At 57.1% G+C, this 13,564-nt stretch carries 13 protein-coding genes; 7 read left to right on the top strand and 6 right to left on the bottom strand.

The features are described from left to right. Positions 1 to 13: 13 nt before the first annotated feature. Genes ACA047_RS16390 through msuE form a run of 3 tightly spaced genes read right to left on the bottom strand, consistent with a single transcriptional unit; the run spans position 14 to position 2,888 of the window. Positions 14 to 1,174: an AMP-binding protein gene (locus ACA047_RS16390; protein WP_497350992.1), complete on the bottom strand. Its 1,161-nt coding sequence runs from the start codon at positions 1,172 to 1,174 to the stop codon at positions 14 to 16. 14 nt (positions 1,175 to 1,188) lie between these two features. Then, entirely contained in the window at positions 1,189 to 2,286 is a 1,098-nt protein-coding gene (gene sfnG / locus ACA047_RS16395; protein ID WP_497350994.1) for a dimethylsulfone monooxygenase SfnG, read from the bottom strand. A gap of 38 nt (positions 2,287 to 2,324) precedes the next feature. Next, entirely contained in the window at positions 2,325 to 2,888 is a 564-nt protein-coding gene (gene msuE, locus ACA047_RS16400) for an FMN reductase (RefSeq protein ID WP_497350996.1), read from the bottom strand. Between the two features lie 376 nt (positions 2,889 to 3,264). Between msuE and ACA047_RS16405 the strand changes: the two genes are divergently transcribed. From ACA047_RS16405 to ACA047_RS16415, 3 genes are all read left to right on the top strand, one after another. Beyond that, a complete protein-coding gene (locus ACA047_RS16405; RefSeq protein WP_497350998.1) occupies positions 3,265 to 4,509 on the top strand; it encodes an acyl-CoA dehydrogenase family protein in 1,245 nt (414 codons plus the stop codon). Between the two features lie 218 nt (positions 4,510 to 4,727). Then, the gene (locus ACA047_RS16410) at positions 4,728 to 5,189 is read left to right on the top strand and encodes a GNAT family N-acetyltransferase (RefSeq protein WP_497360388.1); all 462 of its coding nucleotides are present in this window, start codon (positions 4,728 to 4,730) and stop codon (positions 5,187 to 5,189) included. 86 nt (positions 5,190 to 5,275) lie between these two features. Beyond that, positions 5,276 to 5,674, top strand: a complete 399-nt coding sequence (locus ACA047_RS16415; protein WP_497351000.1) for a VOC family protein — start codon at positions 5,276 to 5,278, stop codon at positions 5,672 to 5,674. A 495-nt stretch (positions 5,675 to 6,169) separates the two neighbouring features. Here the strand turns inward: ACA047_RS16415 and ACA047_RS16420 are convergent, their stop codons facing one another. Beyond that, a complete protein-coding gene (locus tag ACA047_RS16420) occupies positions 6,170 to 6,604 on the bottom strand; it encodes a GFA family protein (protein WP_497351002.1) in 435 nt (144 codons plus the stop codon). A gap of 432 nt (positions 6,605 to 7,036) precedes the next feature. Between ACA047_RS16420 and ACA047_RS16425 the strand changes: the two genes are divergently transcribed. Continuing rightward, a complete protein-coding gene (locus ACA047_RS16425) occupies positions 7,037 to 7,960 on the top strand; it encodes a phytanoyl-CoA dioxygenase family protein (RefSeq protein ID WP_497351004.1) in 924 nt (307 codons plus the stop codon). 50 nt (positions 7,961 to 8,010) lie between these two features. Beyond that, a complete protein-coding gene (locus ACA047_RS16430; RefSeq protein ID WP_497351006.1) occupies positions 8,011 to 8,661 on the top strand; it encodes a LysE family translocator in 651 nt (216 codons plus the stop codon). A 263-nt stretch (positions 8,662 to 8,924) separates the two neighbouring features. On the opposite strand, the gene ACA047_RS16435 is transcribed toward ACA047_RS16430, so the two are convergent. Next, positions 8,925 to 9,494, bottom strand: coding sequence for a DJ-1/PfpI family protein (locus ACA047_RS16435; RefSeq protein ID WP_497351008.1), 570 nt, complete (start codon positions 9,492 to 9,494; stop codon positions 8,925 to 8,927). 167 nt (positions 9,495 to 9,661) lie between these two features. Next, entirely contained in the window at positions 9,662 to 10,849 is a 1,188-nt protein-coding gene (locus ACA047_RS16440; protein ID WP_497351010.1) for a XylR family transcriptional regulator, read from the bottom strand. Positions 10,850 to 11,003: 154 nt separating this feature from the next. On the opposite strand from ACA047_RS16440, the gene xylA reads away from it, so the two are divergent. Together xylA and xylF are read left to right on the top strand one after the other, a co-directional pair. Further along, on the top strand, positions 11,004 to 12,320 hold the full coding sequence (gene xylA / locus ACA047_RS16445; protein ID WP_497351012.1) for a xylose isomerase: 1,317 nt from the start codon (positions 11,004 to 11,006) through the stop codon (positions 12,318 to 12,320). Positions 12,321 to 12,456: 136 nt separating this feature from the next. Then, on the top strand, positions 12,457 to 13,458 hold the full coding sequence (gene xylF, locus ACA047_RS16450; RefSeq protein WP_497351014.1) for a D-xylose ABC transporter substrate-binding protein: 1,002 nt from the start codon (positions 12,457 to 12,459) through the stop codon (positions 13,456 to 13,458). The last annotated feature ends 106 nt before the right edge of the window (positions 13,459 to 13,564 follow it).

Consider the following 13,564-nt stretch of genomic DNA (forward strand, 5'->3'; position numbering starts at 1 on the left):
GGGTCGCCTCCTCTCAGGCCAGTTGCGAATGACGCTCGATCCAATCATCGGTGATGCGCTTCACGGGAAGCGTCGGGGCGTTCCACTGCGCCAAATCGCCCCAATGGCGAACCTTGATATCCAAAGCCTCGAAGAACGCCTGGGTCTGAGGCGGCAATGCCTCGCCGACCAGCAACGGCGCACGGGTGCGAGAAAACCCCAGGACGTCGCGCAAAGGTCGCCGAACCAACCAATAACCCAGATGCCGTTGCAACAGGCCCGGACGCGTTGCCAAGGCCCAATCCACCAGCCTGCGCGACCAACTGCCCGGTTCTGGCAAACGCTCCAGCACATAGCCATGCAAACGCTCGTACGTCTCGCGGGTCCCGGCCACCAGCGTCGGCCCCAGCTCACGACGGTCGCGATCACGGGTCGCCAGGTTCTCCGGAAAGTTCAGCCGGAAACCGGCAATCAGCCAAGGCGCCAGCAGGTAGCGGGCTTGGCCGCCAGACGCGAACGCCCGCGCGGCCAGCGCTTCTTCCTGCCGCCCGAGCCCTTCCCGTTGCACCAACCGCCGGCCTTCCTGCAACAACTCGGCGTGGCTGATGCCTTGTTGCTCGATGGCCTGCGTGCCCCGGCGATAAAAGACAAATGCCGTTTGCTGCGCTCGCACTTGCAGCGCAGGCGTATGGGCCGGTCGCTGGGCAAGCAATGCTGAGTAGTCCAGAACCTGATCGAACGGGATTGAATCTGACAGGCCGCGCCTGTCGACATAAATCAGTACGCGAGGAACCACCCGTGCAGCGCTCAAGCGAAGAATTTCCTCCTGCCCTTCGGCCAGAACGAAATTCGGCTGCAGCTCGGCGAGCAGTTGCGTCTGCGTGGTCGACGCGTCCAGTGGATCGAACAGGCTCGCGACGCCCCCCAGCCACTGCGCAGCCAAGGCGGCCAGCAGCGCTTGCGGCCTGGGGCGGCTGATGATCGTCAGGGTCGCGCCCACCGAAAAGCCACGGGCCTGCAAGGCATTCGCCAGGCTGTAGACCTCGTCGGCCACCTGTCGCCAGGTTCGCACTTGCCAGACGCCCAGGTGTTTATGGCGCAGAGCGATGCCCGTGCCATGCCACTGCGCCTGGTGCTGCAGCCATTGGGGCAAGCTGGCCGGAACCTCCTGCGGTGTGTCGGTGGACGTGACCATGTTCCCTCCTGCGCCTAAGCGACCGCCGCCGTTCTGGCCGCCACTTTGCGTTGCTCCAACTCACGCACCAGCGGCAAGACCTTACGGCCGAAATACTCGACTTCCTCCTGAAAGTGCAAAAAGCCTGCGAGCACCAGATCCACACCCACGGCCTTGAGCGCCACGATGCGTTCGGCGATTTGCCGGGGAGTGCCAATCAGGTTGGTCTTGAAACCATCGTTGTACTGCACCAGGTCTTCGAAGCTGGACTTGGCCCAATTACCCTCGCCTTCCGGGCTGGATTTGCCGGCCTGCTTCGCCGCATCGCCGAAGGCATTGACGGCTTCGGGGTCGGCCTGGTCGATGATCTGGGCGAGGACCGCACGCGCCTCTTCCTCGGTATCGCGAGCGATAACGAAAGCGTTTACCCCAACCTTGACCTTGTGGTTGTTCGCTGCGGCTTTCGCCTGGATGTCATCGACCTGCGCCTTGATCCCTTCAACCGTGTTGCCGTTGGTGAAGTACCAGTCGGATACGCGTGCCGCCATGTCCCGGGCGGCACGGGAGCTACCGCCCTGGAAGATTTCCGGGTGCTGCTGCAAGGGTTTTGGCTTGAGGGTGTAGTCGTGGAAACGGTAGAAGTCACCGCGGAACGTAAAGTTGTCGGTGGTCCAGATGCCCTTGAGCGCGGTGATGAACTCTTCGGAACGGCGATAGCGCTCATCGTGCTCCAGCCACGGCTCGCCAATGGCGGTGAATTCGCCCTTGAACCACCCTGAGACTATGTTGACGGCAACACGGCCGCCGGTCAGGTGATCGATGGTTGCAATCTGCTTGGCCAGTACCGAAGGCGTCCATGGCCCTGGCAACACCGCCGCAATGACTTTCAGGCGCGTGGTGGCCGCCAGCAAGGCGTGACTGAAGGCCACTGATTCGTGCTGGTATTCGGCACCGTAACCGGCGGTAAAGCGCACTTGAGACAAGGCGTAGTCGAAGCCGGCGTCCTCAGCAATTTGGGCAAGTTTGCGGTTGTAGTCGATCCCCCAGTCGGTGCGCTGCTCGATCTTGCTGACCACCAGCCCTCCGCTGACGTTAGGCACCCAGTAAGCAAATTTGATCGTGTCCTGGCTCATTGCATGTACTCCACAGCTCGTTGAAATGAAGCGATTGATCAAGCGGCGCTGGCGTTGCGCCGGGTATCCGGGGCAAGGCTCAGCAGCGCCGACTCGACAGCGCGCTCAATGCGTTCCAGCACCTGCGCGCTGGAAATTCGGTAATGGGTGAAATCGGTTTCGCTGGCATAGACTCCCACCGGCAGACTGAGGGCCTGGAAAAACCCGAACAGTGGCCGCAACTGGTGATCGATGATCAACGCATGACGATCGGAGCCCCCCGTAGCAGCCAACAGCACCGGTACGTTTTTAAGGGCTTCGTGATGAACGAAATCGAACAGATGCTTGAACAGGCCGGTGTACGACGCCCGGTAGACGGGGCTTGCGGTGATCAGCAAGTCGGCGGTCTCAATGGCGTGCAGGTGCTCTTGCACGGCAGCGGGCAATGCTTCGCGACGCAACACTCCGGCGAACTGCGGACCGACCTCGGCCAACTCGATCAAGTGCACCTCGATCGGCAATTGTTGCCCGAGCCTTTCCACCAGTGCCTTGAGCAGGACCAGGGTGCGCGAGGGTTGCTGCACGCTGCCTGACACCGCCACCACTTTAAATTGCTTGCTCATCGCTTACCTCATGCCAGTAGACGCCACCTCAGCGTCTGCACAAGGTCTAGAGCAGCAACCGTGCCACCTATCTATTCCATTAAAAATCAATTAGTTAATTGATCAACCAGATCTCTGTACTGTCGTCCGACAAACAAGCTGTTGATCCACTGTTGCCTGGCCAACACCTGGGCTGTCGTTGCCCATCGCGGCGACTGTTGCCCAGCACACAGTCGCGCAACACATTGCCCGCAGGACGACAGCCCTTTGGCTCACATACCCGCCGAAAGCCCAGGTTTTACGGGCGTTCGACGTTGGGCATGGACCGTGCAATGACAGCCTGCACCGGCAGGTCGTCGCCCCTGCCCGCCCTATCGTCATTAGAAGGAACACTGCCATGACCGCACACCAACAACACTTGCCACCTATTCTTTCCACCGGCACCGACTATCAGGTCTTGGCCGAACGGTTTCGGCCGATTTTCGCGCGCATCCAGGCCGGCGCACTGGAACGTGAACAGACCCGCAGCCTGCCCTTTGAACCAGTGAAATGGCTGAAGGAAGCAGGCTTTGGCGCCGTGCGCGTCCCCGTCGAATACGGTGGCGCCGGGGCCTCGTTACCGCAGTTGCTGCAATTGCTGATCGAACTGGCTGAAGCCGATTCCAACCTGCCCCAGGCTCTGCGCGGGCACTTCGCCTTTGTCGAAGATCGCCTCAATGCCCATGCCAGCAGCGCGCAGGACACGTGGTTCAAACGCTTCGTCGAGGGCGATCTGGTGGGCAATGCCTGGACCGAAGTCGGCGCCGTGAAAATCGGCGAAGTCGGCACCCGCGTGTCCCGTCAAGGCGAGCAATGGGTCGTCAACGGCACCAAGTACTACAGCACCGGCAGTATTTTCGCTGACTGGATCGACCTGTATGCCCAGCGTGACGACAACGGCAGCGATGTGATCGCCGCCGTCAACGTGCACCAGCCGGGTGTCAAGCAAAGCGACGATTGGGACGGCTTTGGCCAACGCACCACCGGCAGCGGTACGTCGGTGTTCGAAAATGCACTGGTCGAGGCGCAAAACCTCATCGACTTCGCCACCCGCTTCAAATACCAGACCGCGTTTTATCAACTGGTCTTGCTGGCGGTGCTGACCGGCTCCGGCCGCGCCGCGGTTCGCGATATCACGGAGCAGGTGAACAAACGCACGCGAATTTTCAGCACCGGCAATGCCCGCCAGGTGAACCAGGACGTGCAGGTGCAGCAGGTTGTCGGCAAGGCCTCGGCCCAGGTCTACGCTGCCGAAGCCACCACCCTGCGCGCGGCGGGCGCCTCGCAACGCGCCTATGAAAGCCGCTTTGGCCATGACGCCGAGACCGAACACACCGCCAACATCGCCGCCGAACTGGAATCCGCCCAGGCCCAGGTGGTCATCGCTGACCTCATACTGCGCGCCACCAGCGACCTGTTCAACGCACTCGGCGCCTCGGCCACCAGCACCAGCAAAGCCCTCGATCGCCATTGGCGCAACGCCCGCACCGCCGCTTCGCACAACCCGCTGATCTATAAGGAACGCATCATCGGTGACTGGGAAATCAATGGCACCGAGCCGCCGTATGTCTGGCAGATTGGTGGGGGATCGAAGCAGGAGTGAATGGAGTGACCGTCAGGCTCATGTTCATTCTTTAAAGAAGGGGCGCCACTCAAGTGGCGCCCCTTCTTTATGCGGATGCCCACCACACAGTTTTCAGTACAGAGCCAGGGTGAAGGACCCTCTATGTGGCTAGCTGCGAAGTGCATATCTTTATAGAGTGGTTGCAAGAGCGTTTTGCGCAGATGAGTCACCAAGGTGCCAAAACACGGGGATATCCAGTGGTTACATCAACAGGCGAAATGACGATACGACACATATCAGCGCTTGCTCCGCAGGTCCTGGTACTGGAAGCGCAGGCCGTTACAGAAGGCTTCAGGTTCCTGACGCGGTTGGTTGCAGAGTGGACAAACGGGACTAATCGATTCGATCAACCTGGGGAATGCCTTCTTGGCGCCTTGCGCAACGGGCAACTGATTGCCATCGGCGGTCTTACGCATGATCCCCATGCCGGGTCGGATATTGGCCGGCTGCGCAGGGTGTACGTCGCGCGAACATCACGGGGCCAGAATGTCGGTAAAGTTCTGGTGCAACACCTTTTGGAATATGCCGCCCAGCAGTTCCGTGTTGTACGCCTGTCCACGGATACCCCAGCGGGAGCCGCGTTTTACCTTCGCTGCGGGTTCCAACCGGTACAAGATGACTTTGCTACTCATGTGAAGTCATTCGTCGATGCCACGTAACTGGATCATTCGGGAGAACCAATACCCTTTCGCGAGCAACCGTTTCCCGCCAGACTCATTCGCCTCCAACTGCAGTGGTAGCCGCCATGATCTCTCACGTTTTTTTAGGTATAGATGATTTCGATCGAGCCTTTGCTTTCTATTCAAAGTTGATGGACGGCTTAGGCCTCACATTGAAATTTTGCGACGCGAGCAAAGGGTGGGCCGGCTGGGTTTCTGATACCTCACCTCGCCCAATCTTCGTGATAGGAAAGCCATTTGACGGCAATGCAAGCGCACCCGGCAACGGGAATATGGTGGCGCTACTTGCGCCAAATCGAGATGCCGTCAGAAGCGCCCACGCAACAGCATTGGCACTGGGCGCAATGTGTGAGGGAGAGCCAGGTTTACGACCGCACTACCACGCCAACTATTACGGCGCATACTTTCGAGACCTTGACGGCAATAAGATGTGTGTCTGCTGTCATGACCCCGTATCGGATTGAGCGGCCAACGAGCCTGCGACTCAGCCAGGTTGACCGTTCGATGAGCCCAAGGCTGACAATGCCTTGAACGTCAATATTCCAGGCAAGGGCAACAATGAAAAATCATACGACGTGCTGCGCTCTTTTTGTGTTGACCCTCTTGGTACTGTGCGAGCCCGCAAAAGCAGCGACGTGGCAAACTTGCCGTATGGAACTCCGTATCGTTGAGGTATTGAGACAACCGTATCCGCAGCTACAGGCCCGGGTCCTGAAAGTAAGCCCGGCATCGACCACGGTAGAGTGCCCAGCGGTTGGAGCGTCTGTCACCTTCACGCCAGAAACCACTGACTACCAAGCCACGCTCCCACGCCGACAGTGGCCCAAGAAAGGACAATCGGTACAGGTCAACTACCGGTATTTGGATGGCGTATGCAAAGGCGATGGCAACGAGTATGCGTGTCGTATCAAGCACTATCCATTAGTGGGTCGATAAGGAGGTCCGTTCAAGCTCCCGAGTCAATCATTGTTGACCCCGAGTTCATGCAGAAGAAACTCAAGTGAATCTGGGGCTGCGCGATGAGTTTTTTCCGAGCGCTGTTCATCCCATGACATAGCGTCATCGGTGCAGAAATCTCCCACACACTCCATGCTCAGCTCGACATCAAGAAGTCCAAGCGGAATCCAGAAGTAAGGCGTCTCACGAAGAGCATTTGGCACGGTCGAACCACATCGCGAGCAAAAGTCATTTCTGTACCCGCTGGGTTTGCACCAACGAGTGATCGCACCCTGCCCTTCTTCCCATCGAAAGTCGCGAGCCTTGACCAGCGTGGCGAGGTTATAGCCGACCCCGGTTTGCTTGCGGCATAGGGTGCAATGGCAGCGATAAAACAATCGTGGTTCAACCCCTAGGGAAAAGCGTACAGCCCCGCAAAGACATTGCCCTGATACCATGGGTATCTCCTTGGAAGAACGATTCACGGTATTTTACCGGCTCGAACGTTGGTATCGGAAAAACGGTGGCCGTCATAATACTCTTGCCCTAGCGTGTGTGCAGATTGTTTCGCTGGTCTATGGCGAATTTCACATTCAAGAAAATGTTTACAAAATATCTTCAGCACATTAGGCTTCCCTAAGTGAGAAGAGGACCTTCTCATTAAGGGAGCTGTACCCGTAAAAGGAATGACATCTCATATGCTAATTGCCGCCATTCAGACACCTTAGAATTCGGCCAATAAAATCCCCGCTCTAATTTCATACCCCGCCTCTACAACGGGCACTTGGCAGTGCGCGTCGCCTGGGGCATGAAAAACCAGCCGGATTTAACAGCAGACGAAAATGTCTCACGCCACAAAACGCATCACCTCATAAAACATGGAGCTGTAAATGATCAATGAAAATTTTCAAGTAACCGAAGATCAGGTGATGAAGTTCCGCAGGCAGGGCTTTCTTTTTTTGAAAGGCTTTTACAACAGGGATATAACCGGTTACTTGACAACCACCATTGGCGATCGCATCTCCGCGCCAACGGATAAGTACCAGAGCGGCTTTAGCCGCTTGGCATTTGATATGTATGATGGTGATCCGATGATTGCCAGCGTCATTCAAGATGACCATTTCAAACAGGTCATGGAAGCGCTGACCGGTAAAACCATGTTTTTTGCCCAGGCACTTTCCTTCGAACTTGAAAAGATGAAAAACAAGGGCTTCCCTTGGCACATCGGTACGCAAAGTTTCGGCTATCACCAAGCGCAAGACTATGGCTGCACCATCTGGGCGCCCTTGGTCAATATCGACCCCAAAGGGCAACGAGGCGGTATGGCGTATGTCCCCAAAGACGCCGTATCGGGTGCGTTCATGTATGAACACGTCGATCCTTCGATTTTCCAGCTTCTGTCGGAACGTATTGCGCGGGGCGAGGAAACCACCATTGATGAGTTCGTGCACCTTCGTGATGGTCCTTTGAATGACCCGGCGATTAAAAAGCTACTGGATCATTTTGCCGTCGAGGACGCCTTCGAAGTGGGTGATGCGCTCATTTTCGACAAGAATGTGATTCACCGAAGCATCATGCTGGAGGAAGGCCCCGTAGACTCGCGCGCAGCGTTTGTCATGCGCTTCTTCTGCGACACCAGCACCTATGACTATCGTCGTGCTCATGACCTTGAAATACCCCGCGAGCATTTCAAATATTCGGGTCCGACGCGCTTTCACTTGGAAGTCGCAAAGGAACATGGCGAATTGCTTGTTGACAGCCCGTTCTTTGAAGGACAAGAGTACCGCTCGTTAAAAATTTCGAAAACAATTTGAATCATCAGAAGGGCTGAGGCCCTTCTTTTTGTTTTGCGTGGAGACAGACAATGGAAGAGTATCTTTTTTACGTGGCCATATCATGTTTGACAATCGCCAGCCCGGGGCCTGGGGTGCTATTAACATTAACAAACTCACTCACCTATGGCCTGAAGAACGCGCTACCTGGAATCCTTGGAGTGACCCTCGGCATGGGCGGGATCTCTATTATTGCGGCAAGCAGCGTGGGAGCGATCATTTCCAGCTCGCCCTGGATGATGAACGTCGTGAAACTCTTGGGTGCGGCTTACCTGATCTACCTTGGTTTGAAAATGCTGCGATCCAAGCCGAAACTTCAAAACAACCTCAATGAAATAACACACTCTGATAACACCCCCAGTGTGGCGGCCCGTTTCAGGCAGGGTTTTTTAATTTCGATGCTTAACCCCAAGCCAATCGTTTTCTTTATGGCGCTTTTTCCGCAATTCATAAAGGCAGACCAACCGTTCGTTCCTCAATTTACATTGTTGGCCTCCACGTTTTGCGTACTGGTGTTCTTGATTCACTTCACCTATGGGTATATCGCCACCTCCGCACGACAAAAAATGTCTCTTGGCAGAGGCTTTCTGATCGTCAATAGAATTGGGGGGATTGTGTTTATCTGTTTTTCGGCCGCGCTGATTTTCTCCATCAACTTTAATTTAATGGTAGACAGCGTGTGAAAACCTTGGATTTTGCCTGCTCTGAAACGACTTCATTAAGGTGACTCTGCTGACCTCGCAATGTCGAGAAGCGAATCAGACCTATCACCTGGCTACGGCATTCACTGCGTACCAGGTTTTCTGTATTTTTCGGGCAGATGACCACACCAGAAAATCTGGCGCCATCCTTTCGGGCCAGGACGAGCGTCTCTAGTCTTGTTAACGAAACTCGGCAAACCTAGACGTTGAAACGCAAGTGTGGCTGTGTTTGTAGGAAGAAGCGGTCACCCGTGTTCTGCGGCCAACAACGACCTGAACTGCGAAATGGTCTCTGAAGATAGCCCGGCCGCTTCAAATACTGCGCAGGTAAAGCTAACGGGTGCAGGGCCTGGAGCAGTTATGATGCGGTCGGCAACCACCGCTACTTGACTGTTTTGATAAAGCGTAGCCCCTCCATAACCTACGACATTCTGTTGTAAGAAGTCAGCGCTGTTCGAGGTATGAGCAACCGTGTCGAGAAGCCCGGCCCTCGCAAGTGCCAGCGTCCCCCCGCAGATACCGGCAATTGCCGCACCCCTTGAACGACTCGTCTGAAGAAAGTCCCGAATATCCGGTGCATCTGCACGCTCCCAGATCATGCCACCGATGACGACAACAACGTCCTGCTTCCAGTCCAGGCATTGTTGCAAGCTGCTCTCCACAGTTACAGCCAGTCCACCCTGCGAACGGAACTGCCCCGTAGCAGAGGTGAAGAACCTAACGTCTATCCCGTAGAACGGGGATGCAGTTCCTGCAATGAAAGCGTATTCCCAGTCCGCAAAACCGGGTGTCAGAATCAAGCCCACACGTGCCATCAGTCAGAATCCTCCATGAAAGCGAATAACATAAGTGGCCGCCAAAGAAATGCTTGAAGCGCCAAAAGCAACCCTTCAGTTATCAGTTGCCGGAAGCCATCCAGGCCCTCTGTAATTTCCGTTATATTGAATGCCCGCCCAAGCAGTGTCCAACCTTGAGTATCCGCTCAATGAGTCGCAGCATGAGCCCCCTGCTGATACTCCCGCGGCGTACAGCCAAACTCACGGCGAAACACCGTGTGCAGGTACTGCGCCGATTTGAAGCCGCAATTCTGGGCGATGTCGGCAATGGCCGAATCGGTATTTTCCAGTCCGTTGGCGGCGGCGGCCAGTTTGAAGCGCAGGATCTCGTCGTGCACGCTGCAGCCCCGCGCCTTGCGAAAGTGCGACTCCAACGATGAGCGCGACACGCCCACATACGCCGCCACCTGCGCGGTCTTGATGCCCTGGCAGGCGTACTGTCGGATGAAGAGCATTGCTTGCATGACGTAGGGATTGCCCAACGGTTGATGCAGGCTTGAGACCTGCACATTGATCGCGTCGGGGGGTATCAGAATATGCGTGCCCGTGGACGGCATGCCGTGCAACATATGATGGAGCAGGCGCGCGGCGGTCCGGCCCATGGTTTCGGTGCCTTGAATCACCGAACTCAGTGGCACCCTCGTCAGGCTGCGGGTCAGCGGGTCGTTGTCGATGCCGATCAACGCCACCTGCTCCGGCACGGCGATCCCGGCAGTCAGGCAGGCTTGCAGCAACTGCCGGGCGCGCGCATCGCTGACGGCGATGATGCCAATGGGTTTGGGCAGGCTTTGCAGCCAGGCAATCTGCTGTTCGACGGCGCTGTCCCAGAGCGGCGCGCTGGTGCCCATGCCGCGATAGACCTCCACGTGCAAGCCATCGCGCTGCAGCAACCGACGAAAGGCTTTTTCCCGCTCCTGGGCCCAGCGATTGGCCTGTGCCTCAGGCAGACTGAAGCAGGCAAAACGCGTCAATCCGGCTTCGATCAGGTGCTCGTACGCCAACTTCATCAACGCGTCATTGTCGGTGGCAACATAGGGAATGCCCTTGGGATAGGCGCGCTCATCCTGATAAGAACCGCCCACTGCCACGACTGGCAACTTGATCCCGGCCAGCGCCTCACCGATCAGCGGATCGTCGAAGTCGGCAATGATCCCGTCGCCCTGCCAGCGCTCGATGCCTTTCAACCGGCAGAGAAAATCCTCTTCAAGGAACAAGTCCCAGGACGCACGGGTGCTGCTCAAGTAATTGCCGATGCCGCTGATGATGCCGCGGTCGTAGATCTTGCTGCCATTGAACAACAGCGCAATGCGGTGGACGGGCGGTACGGTTTTCATTGGTTTTACCCTAAGCCAGTGAACACAGACTAGGCGCCCAAACGACGAATCTCAATACTCAAAATCGTACTCCACCTTGGTGATTTTCATAATCAGCACCCACAGGGCCGGCGTTAGTATCGAGACACCGCCAAGAATAAAAAGGAAATGACAAATGCCGTACTTCCCCGGTGTCGACAAGATTCGCTACGAAGGGCCCGACAGCGACTCGCCCCTTGCCTTCCGCCACTACGATGCCGACAAGCTCGTCCTCGGCAAACCCATGCGCGAGCACCTGCGCATGGCTGTCTGCTACTGGCACAGCTTCGTCTGGCCGGGGTCCGATGTGTTCGGCGCCGGCACCTTCAAGCGCCCGTGGCAGCGCGCCGGGGACCCGATGGAGCTGGCCATCGGCAAGGCCGAAGCGGCCTTCGAGTTCTTCTCCAAACTGGGCATCGACTACTACTGCTTTCACGACACCGATGTTGCCCCGCAAGGCAACTCGCTGAAGGAGTACCGCAACCATTTCGCACAGATGATCGACCACCTGGAGCGCCATCAGGAACAAACCGGGATCAAGCTGCTGTGGGGCACCGCCAACTGCTTCAGCAACCCGCGCTTTGCCGCAGGCGCCGCCAGCAACCCGGACCCACAAGTGTTCGCCTGCGCCGCCGCCCAAGTGTTCAGCGCCATGAACGCCACCCAACGTCTCAAAGGAGCCAACTACGTGCTGTGGGGCGGTCGTGAAGGTTACGAAACCCTGCTCAACACCGACTTGAAACGCGAACGCGAACAACTGGGCCGCTTCATGCGCATGGTGGTCGAGCACAAGCACAAGATCGGTTTCAAAGGCCACCTGCTGATCGAACCCAAGCCACAGGAGCCGACCAAGCACCAATACGATTACGACAGCGCCACGGTCTTCGGCTTCCTGCACCAGTTCGGCCTGGAAAACGAGATCAAGGTCAACATTGAGGCCAACCACGCGACCCTGGCCGGGCACAGCTTCCATCATGAGATCGCGACGGCCGTCTCGTTGGGGATCTTCGGCAGCATCGACGCCAACCGCGGCGATCCGCAGAACGGCTGGGACACCGACCAGTTCCCCAACAGCGTCGAAGAGATGACCCTGGCCACTTACGAAATCCTCAAGGCTGGTGGTTTCACCAGTGGCGGGTTCAACTTCGATTCCAAGGTCCGGCGCCAGAGCCTGGACGACGTCGATCTGTTCCATGGCCACGTTGGTGCAATGGACGTTCTCGCGCTGGCCCTGGAGCGTGCAGCGGCCATGGTGCAGAACGACAAACTCCAGCAACTCAAGGATCAACGCTACGCCGGCTGGCAGCAACCGTTGGGTCAGGCGGTGCTGGCGGGCGAGTTCAGCCTCGCGTCACTGGCCGAACATGCCTTCGCCAACGAACTGAACCCGCAGGCCGTCAGCGGTCGTCAGGAGATGCTCGAAAACGTGGTCAACCGGTTCATCTACCCCTGACAACAGGCGCAGCGAGGCTGTTACATTCTCGCGACAAATCTCCGCCCGCGGCGCCCTGCGACTCTCTACAGTTCTACCGGCATCATGCTCATCGTCAGGAAGTGTCTTTCAAACAACAATAAAAGGACGCACCACTATGAAAAACGTAAAACGCACGTTACTCGCCGGCGCCTTGGCCCTGCTGTCGCTTCCGGTCATGGCCGACGCAGCCCACCCGAAAATTGGCTTTTCCATCGATGACCTGCGTCTGGAACGCTGGTCACGCGACCGTGATTACTTCGTCGCGGCAGCGGAAAAAATGGACGCCAAAGTCTTCGTGCAGTCGGCCGATGCCAACGAGCAGAAGCAGATTTCGCAGATCGAAAACCTCATCTCCCGTGGCGTCGATGTGATCGTTATCGTGCCGTTCAACGCCACCGTGCTGACCAACGCCGTCGCCGAAGCCAAGAAGGCCGGGATCAAGGTGGTGTCCTATGACCGGCTGATCCTGAACGCCGATATAGATGCCTACATTTCCTTCGATAACGAAAAGGTTGGCGAAATGCAGGCCAACGGCGTGCTGCAGGCGGCGCCCAAAGGCAACTACTTTTTGCTCGGTGGCGCCCCCACGGACAACAACGCCAAGGTCCTGCGCGAAGGTCAGATGAAAGTGCTGCAACCGGCCATCGACAGGGGTGATATCAAGATTGTCGGCCAACAGTGGGTGAAGGAATGGAACCCCACTGAAGCACTGAGCATTGTTGAAAATGCCCTGACCCGGAACAACAACAAAATCGATGGCATTGTCGCCTCCAACGACGCCACCGCAGGCGGCGCCATCCAGGCACTGGCCGCGCAGAAAATGGCTGGCAAGGTGCCGATCTCGGGTCAGGACGCAGACCTGGCGGCGGTCAAGCGGGTAATCGATGGCACCCAGACCATGACCGTCTACAAGCCGCTGAAACTGATCGCCTCGCAAGCTGCCAAGCTCTCGGTGCAACTGGCACGTAACGAGAAGCCCACTTTCAGCTCGCAATACGACAATGGCAGCAAAAAAGTCGACACCATCCTGCTCACCCCGACCCCGTTGACCAAGGACAACATCGACCTGTTGGTGAAGGACGGGTTTTATACCAAAGCGCAGATTGAAGGACAGTGACCTGAGTGCAACCCTGGGAGACCTGTGGGACTTTGCTTAACTCTGGCATCAGAGGATGCCTGGCCCCACGGCTGTCCCCACCTGCTTTTGCGTGAGCCCTTTTTCG

The organism is Pseudomonas sp. LBUM1664 (genome assembly GCF_059695895.1).